The sequence below is a fragment of the Pseudomonas sp. SC3(2021) genome, from assembly GCF_019856535.1.
In the GTDB taxonomy this organism is placed as follows: Bacteria; Pseudomonadota; Gammaproteobacteria; order Pseudomonadales; family Pseudomonadaceae; genus Aquipseudomonas; species Aquipseudomonas monsensis.
On sequence record NZ_CP082236.1, the window covers coordinates 25032 to 45483 of the forward strand.

The 20452-nt window shown below is 61.3% G+C and carries 8 protein-coding genes; 5 read left to right on the plus strand and 3 right to left on the minus strand.

Going from position 1 to position 20452, the window contains the following annotated elements; all coding sequences use genetic code 11:
• Nucleotides 1-173 precede the first annotated feature (173 nt).
• Nucleotides 174-2831 carry a hypothetical protein gene (locus K5Y35_RS00125; RefSeq protein WP_222833448.1) on the plus strand — a complete coding sequence of 886 codons (2658 nt, stop codon included), beginning with the start codon at nt 174-176 and terminating at the stop codon, nt 2829-2831.
• 143 nt (nt 2832-2974) lie between these two features.
• Here K5Y35_RS00125 and K5Y35_RS00130 read toward each other — a convergent pair whose 3' ends face one another.
• Nucleotides 2975-11581, minus strand: a complete 8607-nt coding sequence (locus K5Y35_RS00130; protein ID WP_222833449.1) for a retention module-containing protein — start codon at nt 11579-11581, stop codon at nt 2975-2977.
• 532 nt (nt 11582-12113) lie between these two features.
• On the opposite strand from K5Y35_RS00130, the gene K5Y35_RS00135 reads away from it, so the two are divergent.
• The 3 genes from K5Y35_RS00135 (at nt 12114) to K5Y35_RS00145 (ending at nt 17157) form a co-directional block, all read left to right on the plus strand.
• Complete coding sequence (locus tag K5Y35_RS00135; RefSeq protein WP_123465619.1) at nt 12114-13472, plus strand: TolC family outer membrane protein; 1359 nt, start codon at nt 12114-12116, stop codon at nt 13470-13472.
• A 154-nt stretch (nt 13473-13626) separates the two neighbouring features.
• A complete protein-coding gene (locus tag K5Y35_RS00140; protein WP_222833450.1) occupies nt 13627-15786 on the plus strand; it encodes a type I secretion system permease/ATPase in 2160 nt (719 codons plus the stop codon).
• Nucleotides 15787-15795: 9 nt separating this feature from the next.
• On the plus strand, nt 15796-17157 hold the full coding sequence (locus K5Y35_RS00145) for an HlyD family type I secretion periplasmic adaptor subunit (protein WP_123465613.1): 1362 nt from the start codon (nt 15796-15798) through the stop codon (nt 17155-17157).
• A 144-nt stretch (nt 17158-17301) separates the two neighbouring features.
• On the opposite strand, the gene K5Y35_RS00150 is transcribed toward K5Y35_RS00145, so the two are convergent.
• Together K5Y35_RS00150 and K5Y35_RS00155 are read right to left on the minus strand one after the other, a co-directional pair.
• The gene (locus K5Y35_RS00150; RefSeq protein WP_222833451.1) at nt 17302-17898 is read right to left on the minus strand and encodes a tRNA-uridine aminocarboxypropyltransferase; all 597 of its coding nucleotides are present in this window, start codon (nt 17896-17898) and stop codon (nt 17302-17304) included.
• A gap of 2 nt (nt 17899-17900) precedes the next feature.
• The gene (locus tag K5Y35_RS00155) at nt 17901-18794 is read right to left on the minus strand and encodes a LysR family transcriptional regulator (protein WP_007956593.1); all 894 of its coding nucleotides are present in this window, start codon (nt 18792-18794) and stop codon (nt 17901-17903) included.
• A 702-nt stretch (nt 18795-19496) separates the two neighbouring features.
• On the opposite strand from K5Y35_RS00155, the gene speB reads away from it, so the two are divergent.
• The gene (gene speB / locus K5Y35_RS00160; RefSeq protein WP_003222717.1) at nt 19497-20447 is read left to right on the plus strand and encodes an agmatinase; all 951 of its coding nucleotides are present in this window, start codon (nt 19497-19499) and stop codon (nt 20445-20447) included.
• Nucleotides 20448-20452 lie beyond the last annotated feature (5 nt).

Genomic DNA, 20452 nt, shown 5'->3' on the forward strand with positions numbered 1-20452 from the left:
GCTGCATCTTTTGCTGTTGAGGACTTACCCGATTCGAACCGGTCCGCTAACAGTTAGCCGCACTCTGACCACTCGTCGAAAACCCCAACGCACCTGTCAGATCTGACAGGTGCGCTTTCCCCCACAACGCGCTCTGATAACTCCTGCCCGCCCACCGTCCAGGAGCCGTAAACATGGCCACAGCCAAATCCAGCGACAACACCATATTGGCGCTATTCCCTCCTCACGCTCCAGACGCCACCACCCCGGTGGTCGGTGCTGTCTATGGTGTGCCCAAGCATGCCTACGACCTCAAGCCCATGGGCCTGACCATCGTCGTCGACCCGCCGCCAGACGACTTGCTGGAAGAAGGCGATGTCATTCGGCTGCGGCTCAACGGCGCCGATACCGAAGCCACAAAAACCGTCCTGGCTGGCGAAGAAAATTCCCGTCACACCCTGTACCTGCCCAAGGGCCTGCTGCTGACCGATCGCGTCAATACCCTCGTTTACACCATCACCCGCATCAGCCAGAACAAAGGCACCTCCACGCCGGAGCTGACCCTGCTGTACAACAGCATCCGCCCCGGCATCGAGGACCGCTCGCCCGGCGATAGCGCTCATTCGGAACTGCAACTGATCCTGCCCCAGGATGTGCTCGACGACGGCATCGACGCCGACCGCGCCAAACAGGGCGTGCAAGTGTGTTTCGCCTACCCTTACTGCCGCGCCTACGACCAGATCCGATTGAACTGCAACGGTCAGGATGTCACGCACACCGTGACCGCCGCCGAGGCCCCGCCCATTCCCTCGGCCGAGCCGACCAGGGTCTGCTTGATGGTCGACGAAGCGGTGTTCCTGAGCGCCGGGGACAACCCGAAGTTCATCTTTTCCTACACCGTCACCGACCAGCTCGGCAACGGGCCGGACACCGATTCGCCCTACTCCGGCACGGTGGAGGTCGATGTGCATCTTCGGGAAACCCGCCTGGCCGCCCCCGATCTGGCCGAGGATCCGGACGATCCGACCGACGATCCGAGCACCATCGATCTGGACAAACTCGCCGGCAAGGACCTGACCGTATTGGTCCACACCTTTGCTCCGTTGTGGCAACCCAACGATAAAATCCGCGTGAGCTACAGCGCCACCTCGTCGAACGGCACCGTTACCCTGCACAGCGTGGAACAGGACGTCGTGCGCATCCCGTTCACCTACAAACTGATGGTGCCCAACGCCAAAGTGATCGCCGGCAGTGTGGTGCGGGCGAAGTACGAATTGCTGAGAAATGGCAACGTCTTCGCCACTTCGAAAAATGCCGTGGCCGAAGTTACCGGCTCAGAGGCTATCGAGTTGTTGCCGCCGGTGCTGCTGAAGGCGGTGAATCCGATCGACGTTCTGGCCTATCCGCAGGGCGTGACCATCCGGGTCGAATATCTGGGCGCTCTGCCAGGCGACAAAGCGCGGCTGGTGGAAGTTAACCCCCCCGCAGGTGCACCAGGGTTTCCATTGGTGGAATTCAACGCCAATAAACGCACCAACACCCTGTTGAGCCAGGCTTTTCTGATCGCACGACAAGGCAAGCCCATGGTGTTTCGCTGGCACCTGAATCGCAATAATGCAGAGGTTGCCCAATCGCTTGAGCTGAACCTGAGCGTGTCGAAGATTAACGAGGGCGATACGCGTTTGCCGACGCCGCTCATTGATGGCAATACCGGCAATGAACTCGACGTGGCGCTGTTACAGCCCACCGCCCAGCTTACCGTTGCGGCATGGCCGCACGTCGAAGGTGAGCGGCTGTGGTTGCAGTACGAAGGCAAGGACAATCAGGACCAGACCGTGACCTTCGACGACCTTCGCGGTGAAGTGGGCGTGGGTGCATCAGGCTTGAGCCGGACGGTGCCGCTGGACTGGTTGAAAGACTTGAAAGATGGCAGCGAGTTGAAGGTGACGTTCAAGGTTAATTTTGATGGGGTGGCGAACGCGGCGACGTCGGTTGGGTTTCCGGTGCGCCGCTATAGCGTCCGAACCGTCGAACAGGTGGATCCGACCATCATCTCGGTGAAAGGTCATTCCGCCAGCGGCCCGGAAATCCCCGACGGTGCGACTACCACCGCAACCACCCTCATGCTCACGGGCAAGGGCACTGCCAATCAGGCAATCACGCTGCGTGACAATGGTATTGCCATAGTCACATTCGACGTAAACCCTCAAGGCGACTGGAGTCGTACGCTGACTGATCAGGATATTGGAGACCATCGCTATACGGTCAGGTCAGCAGATGGCTCGACTCCAGAGTCTTCGGCGAGAACGCTGACCCTCTCGCACATGACCGACTTTCAGGACAGCACCTACAACGGCTGGGACCTCTACACGGGAGCCCGAAGCGGATCAATTCGCGTCCATGCAGGCGAGAGGGCGTTCTTCAACTTCACTGACGTAGCCCCCTCCACAGGCTATTCGGGTGCCATTTTTTACCAGGACTTTGTACTGGCGCCCGGCACCTACACGTTCACAATGAAGGCTTGTCACATCCGCGAGTTTCCCAACACCAATCTGGTCAATCCGATTCTGGCACTCACCACCAGCTTGCCGAATAGCCCGCAAGTCGTTCGTGAACTTCCTAAAAACGGCACCAAATATGACTTCTCGCTTACGTTCACGGTTGCCGCTCGTCAATCTGTCAGGCTCTATATCGTCAATCACCAGGACAATGGCATCGGTAACGATTTTGGCATCTTCACCATCGGCCTGAGCAAAGGAAGCACAAATGTGAATGGCGCGATGGAAACCCTCAATGAACTGCCACCCTACACCGGAGCACTGCAGACAATCGTGTTGCCCCAGCCGTCGTGAGTGGCCTCTGATAGCGGGCAATCATAGATTCTGTTTTTTGATACCCGCCATGATGTCAGCAAGGACGAGCGCCCTGGCGTAAAGCATGAAAAACCCGCCGCCCCGATCATCGGAGCGGCGGTTTTTTTCGTTTCGGACTTTGCTTACACCGTATCCACCTTCAACGAATGATCATTCAGCATCCCGCTGATGATCGTCGCCGTGTCGTGTCCGCCAGCGACCACCCCGCCCGCCCCCGGCGTTACGCCGTAATGGCTGGCGAGGTTGACACCGGCCAGGTCGATGGTCTGGTTCGGCGTGGCGCCAGCCAGGGCGCTGACGTCGATGCTGGTAAGCACCGAGGCGCCGCTGCCGGTGACGGTGAAGTGCAGGTAGTCGTCGAGCGACGCGGTGCTGCCGTTTTCACCTTGCAGCAGTTGCGACAGGTCGAGCTTGTCGGTGCCGGGGGTGAAGTCGGTGATCGTGTCGTGGCCACTGTTGCCCTTGAGGTACTGGAAGGTGTCCGCGCCCGGCCCGCCGGTCAGGGTGTTGTTGCCCAGGCCGCCGATCAGCAGGTCATCGCCACCGCCACCGTTGAGGATGTCGTTGCCCAGGCCGCCGTTGATCACGTTGTTATTGTTGTCGCCGGTGAGGGTGTCGTTGAAGTTCGAGCCGACCAGATTTTCGATGTTGCTGAGGGTGTCGGTGCCGGCGCCGAGGGTATTTTGCGCACCGAGCAGGCCGAGGTTGACCGTGACCCCGGCGGTGGCGTGGGCGTAGCTGACCGTGTCGATGCCGGTGCCGCCATCGAGCAGATCATTGCCTGGGCCGCTGTAGAGCAAATCGTTACCCGCGCCGCCGTGCAGCTCGTTGTTGCCTGAGCCTGCGGTGAGCACGTCGTTGCCATCGCCCGCGTTGAGGATGTTGTTGCCAGTGCCGGCCACCAGCACGTCATCCCCAGAGGTGCCGGTGAGGGTGTGGCCGTCCTGATAGCTGATGGTCACATTGGCCGTGTCGCTGCCACCGTGGTTGTCGTTGGCGGTGTAGGTGCCGTTGAAGTCCGGGGTGATGTCGTGGGCCCCGGCGTAGTTGAGGGTCATGGTCAGTTGATAGTTTTCTGCCGCGTTGGGGTTACCGCCGCCGCTGGGGTTGGAGATGTTGGTGATGTGGATCTGGTAGACCCCGTCCGACGTCGCGGTGAGAGTTTGCCCATCCGCCAGCGCGATGTAGGCGCCACCGTTGATCGAGTACTCCATGCTGACGTAACCGGCCGCCAGGTTGTGATCCAGGTTGAGGGTTTCGCCCTGGCGCAGATTGACGGTGATGCGGTCTTCATCGTTAGCGTTGCTGTTGGTCACTGCACCGAGATAGCCACTGACCACCAGCACGGCGGTCATGGTCGCGGCATTGGCACTGAACGCATTGCGCACGTTGGCCAGGTTCTGGTTGGCGGCGGTGTTGACGTTGGTGCCGGTGAAGTTGATCGCCCCGGTGCCGGTGAAGTCCGCCGCTTTTGACACCCAACCGGTATTGAAACTGGTGGGCGTGGCGTTGAGGGTATCGCCATTCGGATCGGTGTCGTTGGCCAGCAGCAACTCGCCGGGCACCACGATGTTGCCAGACAACACGTTGGTGATGACGTGGTCGTCCATCGCCACTGGCGGCGCGTTGGGGATCACTTTCACGGTCAGGGTCGAGCTGGCGAGGTCGCCGTCGTTGTCGCTGAGGGTGAAGCCGATGTTCTCGGTGATCACCGTGGTCGTGGTTTTCTGTGAGGTGTAGCTGTAGTCACCAGTGTCGAGGTTGATCACCAGCGTGCCGCTGTTATTGGTGGCGATGCTCAGGCTGTTGTTCACCGTGTTGAACGTGCCGTGGTTGGTGCCGCCGCTTGCGGTCAGCGACCCCTGACCGCTGTTGGCGCGCGGGTCATAGGTGTAGGTGGTGCCGTCGACCACGATGGATTTGATGAAGCCGCCATCGGCGCCGAACGTCCCGCCCTCGCCCAGCAGCGAACCGGTAACCGGCGCGCCTTCAACGGTGCCGGACAGCACCGAGTTGAGTTGATTGAGGTCGGTGACCACCACCGCGTTGGTGTTGGTGTGGCTGATGCCGTCATACGCCAGCGGGTCGAGGTTGGCGTTGCTCACGCCGCTGCCGAGGCCGATCGCGTAGTTCTTGATGTTGTTGGCATCGAGGAAGGCTTTGAGCGTCGCTTCGTCGGCAGTACCAATATCGCCCTCGTTGGGTTTGCCGTCGGAGAAGAAGTAACCGACGTTCTGCGCCCCGGTGAGTTTGCCCGAGGTGTTGAACGCGTTGTACATGGTCGCCACGGCAGCGTCGTAGTTGGTGCCACCGCCAGCGGTGAGTCCGGCGAGAATGGTTTTCGCTGTGGCCACATCGACCCATACCGTGGTTCGGTCGGTGGCGTTGCTGCTGAAGGTGACGAGCTGCACTTTCACATCGCCGAGGTCGTCGTACTTGTCGAGCAAGGCGCTGATGGCCTGCTTGGCCAAGGCCAGCCGCGACAGGCCCGGTACGCCAGAGGCGTCGGCCATACTGCCGGAGATGTCGAGGACGATAAGGATGTTGGAGTCGATCTCCACCGCCGCCACCGAGCGATCCGAGGCTACGGCTTTGGGCACGTCGTCGACGATGTTGACCACGATCGTGCTGGTGGTGCTGTTGCCCAGCGCATCGGTGGCTTTGTAGGTGAAACTTTCGCTCAGGGTGTTGGCACCGTCGTTGGCGTTCGGTGTGGTTTTCGGTGCCGAGGTCAGGGTGTAGGTGTAAGTGCCATCGGCGTTGAGCTGGATCTGACCGTACGTGCCAGTGGCGCTGCCGACCAGGGTGTAAGTGATCGCGCCGCTGCCGCCGGTGACTGCACCGACCAGCGTGCCGGTGGTGGTTTCGCCGGTATTGGTCGGGTCGCTGCCGGTGACCGTACCGGGGGCCAGATCCTGGCCGTCCTTGGTCAGGTCGAGGGCTTTTTCGTAGACCGTCACGTCCTGGTCCACCGACGCCACGAGTTTGCTGTCGGCGACGTTGATGGTGATGGTGGTGGTGCTTTCGTCGCCATCGCTGTCGCGGATGGTGTAAGTGAAGGTGTCGGTGGCGCCTGGTGGGCTCACCGAGTTCGGGTTGCTGTGATAGACGGCGTTGCCGGCCGCATCGAGGGTCAGGTAACCGAAGTTGCCATTGATGTTGCTGTTGAGACCGCCGATGGCCGAGGTGCCGGTATTGCTGCCGGCACGCACACCGACCACCGTGGCCGCGCCATCGGCCCCGCTGATGTCATTGCCGAGCACGCTGACGTTGACCGTACCGCCCTCCGCCACCGAACCGGTGTCGGGTTTGGCGGTCGGCAAGTCGTCGATGATGTTGACGTTGATCTGCCCGCTGGCGGTGCTGCCATCGGTATCCGTCGCCACCACGTTGAAGTTTTCGGTGAGGCTGTTGGCACCGCTGCCGGTCGGGTGGGCTTCGTTGTCGACCAGGGTGTAGCTGTAACTGACCACACCGGTGGCCGGGTTGTAACCGGTGACGGTGAAGGTGCTACCCAGTGGCGAAACCACCGATTGCGGGAAGCCTGCGGCGAGACCATTGGTCACCACGGCAATGCCACCGACGGTGAGGGTTTGCAGACCATCGAGAGCGGTGACGGTGAAGGTGCCGCTCTGGGTCAGCGCCGGGGTGTCGGGGCTGGTGCCGTCGCTGAGGTTTTTCTCGTAGACGGTGAGTTCGCCGCCATTGACGTCGAGGCCGTTGAGCAGCACCGGATCGTCGTTGTTGTGGATGTTCAGCACCAGGTTGGCGGTGCTGGTGTCGCCGTCGGCATCGGTCAGGGTATAGGTGAACGTCTCGGTGCCGTTGCCGCCGCCATGCAGGTTTTTGAAGTCGGCATCGTTGGGGTTCAACGTGTAGGTGTACGTGCCGTTGGCGTTGAGTACCAAGGTGCCGTACGTCCCGACGACAGTGGCGGGAGTGATCGGCCCGGCATTCGGGCCGGTCGCGACCACATCGGCGCCTTGCACATCGTTGGTCAGCACATTGCCGGTCAGGGTCAGTTGCGTTTCCGAGGCGCTGTTGGCGTTGCTGTCGTTCACGGCTTTTGGCACGTCATCGACGATGCTGACGACGATGGTGCTGTTGACGATGTTGCCGAGCGAATCGGTGGCCTGATAGGTGAAGGTTTCGGTCAGGGTGTTGGCGCCGTCGTCGGCATGCGGTGTAGTGGTGGCCGCTGAGGTCAGTGTGTAGGTGTACGTGCCGTTGGGGTTGAGGACGATCTGCCCGTAGTTGCCGGTGGCGCTGCCGACCAAGGCATAGCTGATCGCGCCGACCGCACCGGTGACCGAGCCGACCAAGGTACCGGACGCGGTTTCGCCGGTGCTGGCCGGATCGCTGCCGGTGACCGTACCGGCGGCCAGGTCCGCGCCGTCCTTGGTCAGGTCCAGCGCTTTTTCGTAGACAGTGACGTCGGTGTCACTGGTTGCATACAGTTTGCTGTTGGCGACATCAATGGTGATGGTGGTGGTGCTTTCATCACCGTCGGAATCGCGCACGGTGTAGGTGAACACATCCACCGCGCCCGGGCCATTCACCGCATTCGGATTACTGTGGTAGACGGCGTTGCCGTTGGCGTCCAGGGTCAGGTAGCCATAGGTGCCGTTGATGTTGCTGTTGAGGCCGCCGATGGCCGAAGTCGAGGTGTCTGCGCCGGCACGCACGCCGACCACCGCACCGGTTACGGCCGGGCCGTCGGCGCCGCCGATGTCGTTGTCCAGAACGTTACCGCTGACGGTGCCGCCCTCCACCACAGACGCGGCGTCAGGATGGGCGCTGGGCAAATCATCGACAATGTTGACGTTGATCTGGCCGCTGGCCGTGCTGCCATCGGTGTCCGTCGCCACCACGTTGAAGTTCTCAGTGATGCTGTTGGCACCGTTGGCGTTCGGATGGGTTTCGTTGTCGACCAGGGTGTAGCTGTAACTCACGACCCCCGTGGCCGGGTTGTAACCGGTAATGGTCAAGGTACTGCCCAGCGGCGTGGTGACCGATTGCGGGAAACCGGCGGCCACGCCACCGGTGACCACGTTGATGCCGCCCACGGTCAGGGTTTGCAGACCATCGAGGGCGGTCACGGTAAAGGTGCCGCTCTGGGTCAGCGCCGGAGTGTCGGGGCTGGTGCCGTCACTGAGATTTTTCTCGTAGACGGTGAGTTCTCCACCATTGACGTCGAGGCCGTTGAGGTAGACCTGATCGTCGTTGTTGTGGATGTTCAGCACCAGATTCGCGGTGCTGGTATCGCCGTCGGAATCGGTGATGGTGTAGGCGAAGGTTTCCGTGCCGTTGCCACCACCGTGCAGGTTTTTGAAGTCGGCATCGGTGGTGTTCAGGGTGTAGGTGTACGTGCCGTTGGCGTTGAGCACCAAGGTGCCGTACGTCCCGGTGAACGTGCCCGGAGTTACCGGCCCGGTCGGTACGCGGTCCGCGCCTTGCACGTCGTTGGTCAGGACGTTGCCGGTCAGGGTCAGCAAGGTTTCCGACGCAGTGCTGGCGTTGCTGTCATCCACGGCTTTCGGCAGGTCGTCGACGATGTTCACGTCGAGGGTGGCATTGGCGGTGGTGCCGTTGTCATCGACTACGGTGACGGCGAACTGCTCAGGCAGATTGTTCGCGCCGTTGGCGCTTGGGTGGGCTTCGGTATCGACCAGGGTGTAGCTGTAGCTGACCACGCCGGTCGCCGCGTTGAAACCGGTGATGGTCAACGTGCTGCCCAGCGGCGTGGTGACCGATTGCGGGAAACCTGCGGCCACGCCGTTGGTGACGACAGCGATGCCGCCGACGGTCAGCGTGGTGACGCCATCGAGTGCGATGATGGTGAACGTGCCGCTTTGGGTCAGCGCAGCAGAGTCCGGTGCGCTGCCGTCAGTGAGGTTTTTCTCGTAGACGGTGAGTTCGCCGCCATTCACATCGAGGCCGTTGATGATCACCGGATCGTCGTTGTTGTGAATGTTCAGGACGAGGTTCGCGGTGCTGGTATCGCCGTCGGAATCGGTGATGGTGTAGGCGAAGGTTTCCGTGCCGTTGCCACCGCCGTGCAGGTTTTTGAAGTCGGCATCGTTGGTATTCAGGGTGTAGGTGTACGTGCCATCGGCGTTGAGCACCAAGGTGCCGTACGTCCCGGTGAACGTGCCCGGAGTTACCGGCCCGGTCGGTACGCGATCCGCACCTTGCACGTCGTTGGTCAGGACGTTGCCGGTCAGGGTCAGCAAGGTTTCCGACGCAGTGCTGGCGTTGCTGTCATCCACGGCTTTCGGCAGGTCGTCGACGATGTTCACGTCGAGGGTGGCATTGGCGGTGGTGCCGTTGTCATCGACCACAGTGACGGCGAACTGCTCAGGCAGATTGTTCGCGCCGTTGGCGCTTGGGTGGGCTTCGGTATCGACCAGGGTGTAGCTGTAGCTGACCACGCCGGTCGCCGCGTTGAAACCGGTGATGGTCAACGTACTGCCGAGCGGCGTGGTGACCGATTGCGGGAAACCTGCGGCAACGCCGTTGGTGACGACAGCGATGCCGCCGACGGTCAGCGTGGTGACGCCATCGAGTGCGGTGATGGTGAACGTGCCGCTTTGGGTTAGCGCGTTGGCGTCCGGTGCGCTGCCGTCAGTGAGGTTTTTCTCGTAGACGGTGAGTTCGCCGCCATTCACATCGAGGCCGTTGATGATCACCGGATCGTCGTTGTTGTGGATGTTCAGGACGAGGTTCGCGGTGCTGGTATCGCCGTCGGAATCGGTGATGGTGTAGGCGAAGGTTTCCGTGCCGTTGCCACCGCCGTGCAGGTTTTTGAAGTCGGCATCGGTGGTGTTCAGGGTGTAGGTGTACGTGCCGTTGGCGTTAAGCACCAAGGTGCCGTACGTCCCGGTGAAAGTGCCCGGAGTTACCGGCCCGGTCGGTACGCGGTCCGCGCCTTGCACGTCGTTGGTCAGGACGTTGCCGGTCAGGGTCAGCAAGGTTTCCGACGCGGTGCTGGCGTTGCTGTCATCCACGGCTTTCGGCAAGTCATCGACGATGTTCACATCGAGGGTGGCATTGGCGGTGGTGCCGTTGTCATCGACCACGGTGACGGCGAACTGCTCAGGCAGATTGTTCGCGCCGTTGGCGCTTGGGTGGGCTTCGGTATCGACCAGGGTGTAGCTGTAGCTGACCACGCCGGTCGCCGCGTTGAAACCGGTGATGGTCAACGTGCTGCCCAACGGCGTGGTGACCGATTGCGGGAAACCTGCGGCCACGCCGTTGGTGACGACGGTGATGCCGCCGACAGTCAGGGTGGTGACGCCATCGAGTGCGGTGATGGTGAACGTGCCGCTCTGGGTCAGTGCGGTGGAATCCGGTGCGCTGCCGTCGCTGAGGTTTTTTTCGTAAACGGTGAGCTCGCCGCCTTCGACGTTCAGGCCATTGATGACTACCGGATCGTCGTTGTTGTGGATCTGCAAAACCAGATTCGCCGTACTGGTATCACCGTCGGAATCGGTGATGGTGTAGGCGAAGGTTTCCGTGCCGTTGCCGCCACCGTGCAGGTTTTTGAAGTCAGCATCGGTCGGGTTCAGCGTGTAGGTGTACGTGCCGTTGGCGTTAAGCACCAAGGTGCCGTAAGTACCGGTGAAAGTGCCTGGGGTTACCGGCCCGGTCGGTACGCGATCCGCACCTTGCACGTCGTTGGTCAGGACGTTGCCGGTCAGCGTCAGTTGAGTCTCTGACGCCGTGCCATTGCTGTCATCGAACGCTTTCGGCACGTCGTCGGTGATGTTGACGTCGAGCGTGCCGGTCGCGGTATCGCCGTTGCTGTCGCCGGCAATCACCGTGAACTGTTCGCTAAGGTTGTTCGCGCCGTCGCCGGCCGCGTGACTTTCGTTGCCGTTGAGGGTGTAGCTGTAAGTGACCACGCCCGTCGCCGGGTTGTAACCGGTGATGGTCAGGGTGTTGCCCAGTTGCGTGGTGACCGATTGCGGGAACCCGACCGCGACGCCGCCATTGATCAGGTTGATGCCGCCGATGCTCAGGCTGGTCAAACCGTCCGGCGCCGACACCGTGAAGCTGCCGCTTTGCGTCAGTGCGCCCGGGTTGGCCGACGAACCGTCAGGCAGATTGGCTTCACTGAGGTTCAGTTCGCCGCCCGCCACATTCAGGCCGGTAAGGGTCACTGGATTGTTCACCGGTGGCGGCACTACGACTGCCGGGGTGTTGTCACCGTTGTCGATCACCGCGTTGCGGCGTTCTTCGGGGAATTCAGGAATACCGCCGAACCCGGCAGTGGGGAAACCGATGATCGGGTCGACGCGTCCGCCGACTTCGGTCAGCAAGACAAAACTGTGACCGCCGCCCGCCTCTCCCGGTGCGCCCCCCGGGGCATTGGGACCGGCCGCGGTGGCTTCAGCGGTTTTGCTCGGGTCGTCACCGGCGGCAATGGCTTTCTGGATCTGCTCGACGTCGGTCAATTGCGCGTCGCTCGGTGTCACAGCCTCCGCGGCATTTACATGCGCCGCCTGACCCGCCAGCAGTTCACCGGTCATGGTCATACTGCTGCCGCGTCCGAGGGTCAGTTCCTGGCCGTTTTGCAGATGAACGGCGACGGCGCCTTCCGCGCCGGTGATCAGTTGATCGCCGACAAACAGGCGATCCCCCTCAACCAGTGCGCGCTTAGTACCGTCGGCCGACTGAGCGAAAACCTGGCCAATGACTTTAGTGACTGTGCCAATGAGCGTTGCCATGTGAAATCCTCCGCTGCCGACCACCGTCGGCACTGGTAAGCGAAGCAGCCCATGGCTCAATCGGGTTGTTGGAGGCGACGCTCGCACCTTCAACAGTTCGTTTCGCAGGTGGCTTTTTTCGGAAACATCAGTGCTATCAAGCACTTCCGCATCCTGATCAAAGCCATACGCCCACTAACGCTACGTAACGGTGGTGAATCACCGGAGTGACAAAAAACTGTCGCTCATCTGCCGCTACGCGTCCCTCCCCTTCAGCATTACTTCGCCGTATGTCGCAAAGTGAATGGAACTTTCCTCAAGCCTTTTTGTGCTCCCTAAAGCGCATGAAACAAAGGCTTTCGCCCTGAACAATGTGCCGGTTTTCGCCAAGCGCATAAGTTTTTTTCGGCATAAGCCTTATGAAAATTTTTTCTTAGCTACGCTTCAGGATGTTCTTAGCTCTGTTGTTACAAGAGTGAAACGCTTACACCTTAAAAATTCGTCAAATATTTGGCGACAGTAACACACCATCAGGACTCAGGGAGATGCACCCATGCGCGTTCTAACCCCCCTCTGCAGCGCGGTTTTGCTGGCCATGGCTTGCACTTCTCAAGCCCAGGCAATGAACCTCACCGAGGCGATTCAAAGCACCATCGCCACTCATCCGGAACTGGCCTCGCGCGTGGACGCCCGCCTGTCTGCTGATGAGCAAGTCAAAGTCGCCAAGGGCGGCTTCTATCCGTCCGTCGATCTGAACGCCGCTTATGGTCGCGGCTACAGCGACAACACCAACACCCGGGCCCTCGGTAATCACCACACCGCCATCCTCAATTACACCCAGTCCGAGCTGCGCCTGCGGCAGATGCTGTTCGACGGCTTCAACACCGCCAACGAAGTCGAGCGCACCAAAGGCGTGTCCAATTCGCGCGCTTACTACGCGCAAGGCACCGCTCAGGATCTGGCCCTGCGCACCATCGAGGTCTACCTCGAAGTGCTCAAGCGCCGCGAGCTGGTGACACTGGCCCGCAACAACCTGCAAGCGCACTTGCGGGTTAACGACCAGATCGGCCTGCGCACCGAACGCGGCGTCGGCAGCACCGCCGACTCCGATCAATCGGTTGCGCGTAAGGCGTTGGCGCAGAACAACCTCGATACCGCCGAAGTCGATCTGTCTGACGCCGAAGCCAACTTCTACAGCGTGGTCGGGCGCATGCCCGACGAGCTGGAAACGCCGGCCTCGACCCGTGGCGAACTGCCGACCGAATTGCGTGAAGCCCAGCAGAGCATGGTCGACAACAACCCGTATCTGAAATCCGCCCAGGCTGATGTCCAGTCGGCCGAGAGCCAGTACGAAGTCGCCAAATCGCCGTTCTACCCACGCTTCGATGCCGAAGCCGCCGTCGGCGCGAATAACAACGTGCAAGGCGATGAAGGCCACGACAACGAATGGCGGGTCGGCGTGGTGATGAACTACAACCTGTTCCGTGGCGGCAGCGACAAGGCGCGACTGGCCGCCAATGCCCACGACATCAATCAAGCAATGGATATCCGCAATAACGCCCTGCGTCAGCTCAACGAGAACATCCGCCTGGCGTGGAACGCCATGGAAAACGCGAAGAAGCAGACCCCGACCGCCCGCGAATACGCCGAGACCACCAAACGCGTGCGCGCGGCGTATCAGGATCAGTTCGGCCTCGGCCAACGCACCCTGCTCGATTTGCTCGACAGTGAAAACGAGCTCTACAACGCCAACCGCCGCTATACCGAAATCCGCTACACCGAGGAATTTTCGATGTACCGCGTACTGGCAAACATGGGCCAGTTGCTGAGCAAACAACGGGTGGTGCTGCCGGCGGATGCAATTGCGGCGACCGAAGTCAAAAACGAAGCACGCCTGCCTGAGCTGAAGTAAACGAAAAACCATGTGGCGAGGGAGCTTGCTACCGCTGGGTTGCGCAGCAATCCCAAAGATTTGAGCAGCAATGAGATCCATGGGACGGCTGCGCAGCCATCGGGGATAAATCCCCTCGCCACAGGTTGGACCAGTCATTACAGGGGCGATCAATATGACCAGCATGGAACCCGGCCACTCCGGGGTCGATCCGCGGCTGAGCTTCGATGATCCGTTACTCGACGGTCTGTTGATCCTCTGCAAACTCCACGGCGCAATCGTCAGCCGCGCCAGCCTGAGTGCCGGGCTGCCCCTGAACAAGCAACGCCTGAGTCTCGACCTGCTGCCTCGCGCCGCCGCCCGGGCCGGGTTGCAGGCGCGCCTGTTGCGCCGAGAGTTGAAAGATATTTCCTCGCTGAACCTGCCGATCCTGTTGCTGCTCAACGACGGGCGCACCGCTGTGTTGCGGCGCTTCGCTGAAGACGGCAAAGCGCTGATCCTGCCCAGCGAAGCCGAAGGCGGCGAACAATGGGTCAGTCGCGAAGAACTCGCCGAGCACTACAGTGGCCAGGCCTTGTTCGCCCGTCCGCGCCACGAACTGGAAGACTTGCGTTCGCCGCTGGTGCCACGGGTGCATGCGTGGTTTCGTGACACCCTGAAGCTGTCGAAATGGCTCTACAGCGATGCGATTCTCGCCAGTTTCCTGATCAATCTTTTAGGCCTGATGGTGCCGTTGTTCGTCATGCAGACCTACGACCGCGTGGTGCCGAATCAGGCCACTTCGACCTTGTGGGTGCTGTCGATCGGTTTGCTGATCGGCACCGGATTCGAACTGGTCCTGCGGGTAGTGCGCGCGCACCTGCTCGACACTGCCGGCAAGAAAACCGATGTAATCCTTTCTGCGACTTTATTCGAACGCATCACCGGCATGTCGATGAAGGCGCGCCCGGCGACCATCGGCGGATTCGCCCAGAGCATTCATGACTTTCAGGGCCTGCGCGAATTCCTCACGGCGGTAACCCTGACCAGCCTGATCGACCTGCCTTTCGTGGTGTTGATGCTGGTGGTGATCGGCCTGCTCGGCGGCTGGCTGGTGGTGATTCCGCTGCTGGCGTTTCCGATCACGATCATCTTTGCCCTGGCGATTCAGGTGCGCCTGCGCGACACCGTGCAGAAGAGCCTGAGCCTGGGTGCCGAACGCCAGGCGCTGCTGATCGAAACCCTCGGCGGCCTGGAAACCCTCAAGGCGTGCAGTGCCGAAAGCGAGCGCCAGCACAAATGGGAAAGCACCCATGGCGCCCTCACCCGCCTCGACAGCCATGCGCGCAACCTTTCGGCGCTGGCGACCAATGGCACGCTGTTCATTCAGCAGTTTTCCGGGATGGCGACGATTGTCGCCGGGGTCTACAGCATCATCGCCGGCAACCTCAGCGTCGGTGCACTGGTCGCCAGTTACATGCTCGGCAGTCGCGTACTCGCGCCACTGGGGCAGATCGCCGGGCTGATCACCCGCTACCAGCAAGCGCAACTGACCATGAAAAGCACCGATGCGCTGATGGGACTGCCGCAGGAGCGCGACGGCAAGCAACGGCCACTGGAGCGCACCCAGTTGCAAGGTGCGCTGGACGTCAGTGGCGTGACCTTTCACTACAACGGCCAGAATGCGCCGGCGCTGAGCAACGTCAGCTTCAGCCTCAAACCCGGCGAACGGGTCGGCATCATCGGCCGCAGCGGCTCGGGCAAAAGCACCCTGGCGCGATTGCTGATGGGCTTCTACGAACCGGAAGAAGGCCAGCTACTGCTCGACGGGCTCGACCTGCGACAACTGGATGTCGCCGACCTGCGCCAGCAGATCGGTTACGTCGCCCACGACCTGCCACTGCTGGCCGGCAGCCTGCGTGACAACCTGACCCTCGGCGCGCGCTATATCAGCGATTCGCGCATGCTCGAAGTCGCTGAACTGACCGGCGTCACCGAACTGGCTCGCCAGCACCCGCAAGGTTTCGACCGCCCCGTGGGCGAGCGTGGGCAATTGCTCTCCGGCGGCCAACGTCAGGCCGTGCTGCTGGCCCGGGCGTTGCTGCTCGACCCGCCGATCATGCTGCTCGACGAACCCACCAGCGCCATGGACAACAGCAGCGAAGACCTGCTGCGCCAGAAGCTGCACGGCTGGGTGCAAGGCAAGACGCTGCTGCTGGTCACCCATCGCACCTCGATGCTCAGTCTGGTGGACCGGCTGCTGGTGCTGGACAACGGCCGGGTCGTTGCCGACGGTCCGAAAGAAGCGGTCATTGACGCACTGCGCAAGGGCCGCGTCGGCTCGGCGGCGGTCTAGGAGTTACCCATGTCAGCTGCATCCGATGGCAAATCACGCGGCTACTTCGACAGTTTCGGCAAAAGCGCCGAAGCCGAATTCATGCCGGAAACCGCCGGCGCCTCCTTGCAGGATTCGCCACGCTGGTCGCGGATTACCGTGTGGCTGGCCGCAGCGCTGCTGATCAGTGCGTTGGTCTGGGCCAAGTTCGCGGTGCTCGAAGAAGTGACCATGGGCGAAGGCAAGGCGATTCCGTCGAGCAAGATCCAGGTGATCCAGAACCTTGAGGGCGGGATCGTCACCGAGATTTTCGTGCGTGAAGGGCAGATGGTGAACAAGGGCGACAAGCTATTGCGCCTGGATGACACGCGCTTCCTGTCGAACAAGGGTGAGAGCGAGGCCGACCGTTACGCCCTGACCGCGCAAGTCGAACGCCTTTCCGCCGAAGCCGAGGGGCGCCCGTTCAAGCTGTCTGACGAGGTGATCGCCAAGGCGCCACAGGTCGCCGAAGACGAACGGGCACTGTACGACCAGCGCCAACGGCGGCTGGCCAGCGAGCAACGGACCCTCACCGAACAGCTGCGGCAGAAGACTCAGGAACTGGCGGAGTTCCGTTCCAAACAGGGCCAGTACAGCTCCAGCCTGGCGTTGCTGCAGCAAGAGATGAACATGTCGGCGCCGCTGGTCGGCACCGGAGCGGTATCGCCGGTGGAAATCCTGCGGCTCAAGCGCAGCGCAGTGGAGATTCGCGGTTCGCTGAACGCGACGACGCTGGCCATCCCCCGGGCCGAATCGGCGATCAACGAGATCAAGAGCAAGATCGACGAATCGGAACAGACCTTCCGCTCCGACGCCGCCAAGGACCTCAATCAGAAACGCACCGACCTGTCGAAAATCACCGCGTCGAGCATCGCCATCGACGACCGCGTCAGCCGCACCACCGTGACCTCGCCGGTGCACGGGGTGATCAAGCAACTCAAGATCAATACCATCGGCGGCGTGGTGCAGCCTGGCAGCGACATGGTGGAAATCGTGCCGCTGGAAGACAACCTGCTGATCGAGGCCAAGGTTCGTCCGCAGGACGTCGCGTTCCTGCATCCGGGCCAGAAAGCCATGGTCAAGTTCAGCGCCTACGACTACACGATCTACGGCGGGCTGAGCGCAAAACTGGAACTGATCGGCGCCGACACCATCACCGATGACAAAGGCAACAGCTTCTACCTGATTCAGGTGCGCACCGATAAAAACCATTTGGGCGGGGATGCGAAGCCGTTGCTGATCATTCCGGGAATGGTAGCGACGGTGGACATCATTACCGGGGAGAAAAGCGTGCTGGATTATCTGCTCAAACCCGTGCTGAAGGCGCGGACCGAGGCGATGCGCGAGCGCTAGAGATGTCTGGATTTTGTGGTGAATTGACTGGCCTCATCGCTGGCAAGCCAGCTCCCACAGTGTCCGTGTCGAACACAAACCTGTGAATACCACAGAAACCTGTGGGAGCTGGCTTGCCAGCGATGAGGCCAGCAGAAGCACCGATCATTTTTCAGCATGATTGCGCTGAAAGGTCTCCTCCCCCATCGCCGCAATCTGCCCCTCGATCAACGCCTCGAACGGCTTGAGCAACGGCGCGAACGTCGCCGGCGCTTCGAGGGTTTCCAGTGCCTGCACAATCGCCTCGATGGTCGACAACGCCCCCGGCCCCGGCGCCTTGCGCAAGCGATAACGCGACACTCCGCCCTCGGCCAGCGTCACCCGGGGCAGCGCCGCCAGCAGCGGATTGAGATGGAGCATCTTGCGCGCCTTGCGCCAGGTGCCATCCGGCACCACCAGCAACAACGGTTGATCAGATTCGCGGTAAACCTGCATCGGCTGCGCATCGTCGGCGGGAAACAACAACCGCGCCTGATACCCCGGCCGGTTCAACAGCGTCGACAGATCCTCGAAAACTTCACCGACAATCAGTTCGGCATTGGTCAAACCCAGCGCCGCCAATCGTGCGGTGTTGAGCGCGTGATTGACCTCGCTCGGATGCTGCAACAGCAAGACCCGGGTGCGGCTGTCGAGGCGCGGGATCAGCGGGCACAGGCAATGGGTTTGGGGGCGCAGGCAGCGCGGGCATTGAGGTCTGGACATTCTTAAGCCTGATTGAGCTGTGCTTTGAGCAAATCACGAAAGGTCTGGATCAGCGGCTCGCGGCTGCGGCCCCGGCGCATGATCATCGAAAATGGTGCCTGGTAACCGAAAGTCGCCGGCAGCAACACGCGCAAGTCGCCCTTGTCGGCCCAGGCCTGAGCGTAGTGTTCCGGCAAATAACCGATGTAGGCGCCGGACAGCACCAGAATCAGCTGCGCCTCCATACTTTCCACCGTGGCGGCGCTGTGTTTGAAACCGTGGCGCGCCAGTTCCGCCTGGCTCCAGTACCCACGACCGACCATGCGCTGCTGGGTGATGACCTGTTCGGGAATGCGCCGCTCGTTGAACAACGGATGCCGGCTGCTGCAATACAGCCAATGCTGTTCGCGGTACAGCGGCATGTAGACCAGACCGCTCATGCGCGTGGAAAACGCACCGATGGCCAGATCGAGACGGTTGTCCTGCACGCCGAGCTGCAGTTCGTACGGGCTCATCACCGACAGGTGCAAATGCACCGCCGGGTGTTCCTGGCTGTAGGCGCCGATGGCTTCGGCGAACGGCAAGGCCTTGTCGCTGACGGTGGAGTCGATCACCCCAAGGTTGAGCGTACCGCGCAGTTCGCCCTTGAGCGCAGCGGCGTATTGCTCGAAACCTTCGAGCTCGGCCAGCAGGCGCAGGGTTTCCTGATGGAACAGTTCACCCTTGCTGGTCAGGCTGAACCCGCCGCGTCCGCGATGACACAGCACCAGCCCCAGCGCCGCTTCGAGCTGACTCATGTAAGTACTGATCGCCGACGTCGACAGGTTGAGTTCCTGCTGCGCATTGGCGAAGCCTTGATGGCGCACGACGCTGACGAAGATGCGCAACAGTTTCAGGTCGGGTAAAGCGTTGGCCATGTCTACTCCGGGCTTTAGAGATGTGTCGCCTGATAAAACCTTCCCTCACCCCAGCCCTCTCCCGGAGGGAGAGGGAGCTGATCTCCATGGCTTTCAAATCCTGAGTTCGACTCGATTTTTCAGGTCGATGCAAATTCCGCTAACAACACGCTCGGCCCCCTCTACCTCCCGGCGAGGGGCTGATCTCCATGGCTTTCAAATCCTGAGTTCGACTCGATTTTTCAGGTCGATGCAAATTCCGCTAACAACACGCTCGGCCCCCTCTACCTCCCGGCGAGGAGCTGATCTCCATGGCTTTCAAATCCTGAGCTCGGCTCGATTGTTCAGGTCGATGCAAATTCCGCTAACAACACGCTCGGCCCCCTCTCCCTCCCGGCGAGGGGCTGATCTCCATGGCTTTCAAATCCTGAGTTCGACTCGATTGTTCAGGTCGATACAAATTCCGCTAACAACACGGTCGGCCCCCTCTCCCTCCGGGAGAGGGCTGGGGTGAGGGCAACAATGTTCAGCCTGGCCAGAATCCCGAGACCGCAAAGTCTAATCCCGGCGTCGCCATTAGTTTAGAAAAATCTGAACTAAGTTTTTGCCCGTAGCGATTCTTCCGCCGCACTACATTTCGCAGAATCGGTCCCACAACGGCGCCCGGACCTCCCCTGCACGGCGCGCCGACATAAATAAAACAAAGACGATGAGGCCCTACCCGTGGACAAGATTCTTCACCAACCACTGGGCGGCAACGAAATGCCGCGCTTCGGCGGCATCGCCACCATGCTCCGACTCCCCCATGTACCGACTGCTGCCGGCCTGGACGCGGCCTTCGTTGGCGTGCCCCTGGACATCGGCACGTCGCTGCGCCCCGGCACCCGCTTCGGGCCACGCGACATCCGCACCGAATCGGTGATGATCCGCCCGTACAACATGGCCACCGGCGCCGCCCCGTTCGACTCGCTGTCGGTCGCCGACATCGGTGACGTAGCGATCAACACCTTCAACCTGCTCGACGCCGTGCGCATCATCGAAGAAGCCTACGACAACATCCTCGAGCACAACGTGATCCCGATGACCCTGGGTGGCGACCACACCATCACCCTGCCGATCCTGCGGGCGATTCACAAGAAGCACGGCAAGGTCGGTCTGGTGCACATTGATGCGCACGCTGACGTCAACGATCACATGTTCGGCGAGAAGATCGCCCACGGTACGACCTTCCGTCGCGCCGTCGAAGAAGGCCTTCTGGACTGCGACCGCGTGGTGCAGATTGGTCTGCGTGCGCAGGGTTACACCGCTGACGACTTCAACTGGAGCCGCGATCAGGGCTTCCGCGTTGTTCAAGCCGAAGAGTGCTGGCACAAGTCGCTGGCGCCACTGATGGCCGAAGTGCGCGAGAAAGTCGGCGGCGGTCCGGTGTACCTGAGCTTCGACATCGACGGCATCGACCCGGCCTGGGCACCGGGCACCGGCACCCCGGAAATCGGTGGCCTGACGACCATTCAGGCGATTGAAATCGTCCGTGGCTGCCAGGGCCTCGACCTGATCGGTTGCGATCTGGTAGAAGTCTCGCCGGCTTATGACACGACCGGCAACACCTCGCTGCTGGCCGCCAACCTGCTGTACGAAATGCTCTGCGTACTGCCTGGCGTGGTCCACCGCTGAGGGTT

Bases quoted from the DNA above. Each gene is read 5' to 3' on its own strand.
- K5Y35_RS00125 (WP_222833448.1), top strand. From the start codon at position 174: ATGGCCACAGCCAAATCCAGCGACAACACCATATTGGCGCTATTCCCT.
- K5Y35_RS00130 (WP_222833449.1), bottom strand. From the start codon at position 11,581: ATGGCAACGCTCATTGGCACAGTCACTAAAGTCATTGGCCAGGTTTTC.
- K5Y35_RS00135 (WP_123465619.1), top strand. From the start codon at position 12,114: ATGCGCGTTCTAACCCCCCTCTGCAGCGCGGTTTTGCTGGCCATGGCT.
- K5Y35_RS00140 (WP_222833450.1), top strand. From the start codon at position 13,627: ATGACCAGCATGGAACCCGGCCACTCCGGGGTCGATCCGCGGCTGAGC.
- K5Y35_RS00145 (WP_123465613.1), top strand. From the start codon at position 15,796: ATGTCAGCTGCATCCGATGGCAAATCACGCGGCTACTTCGACAGTTTC.
- K5Y35_RS00150 (WP_222833451.1), bottom strand. From the start codon at position 17,898: ATGTCCAGACCTCAATGCCCGCGCTGCCTGCGCCCCCAAACCCATTGC.
- K5Y35_RS00155 (WP_007956593.1), bottom strand. From the start codon at position 18,794: ATGGCCAACGCTTTACCCGACCTGAAACTGTTGCGCATCTTCGTCAGC.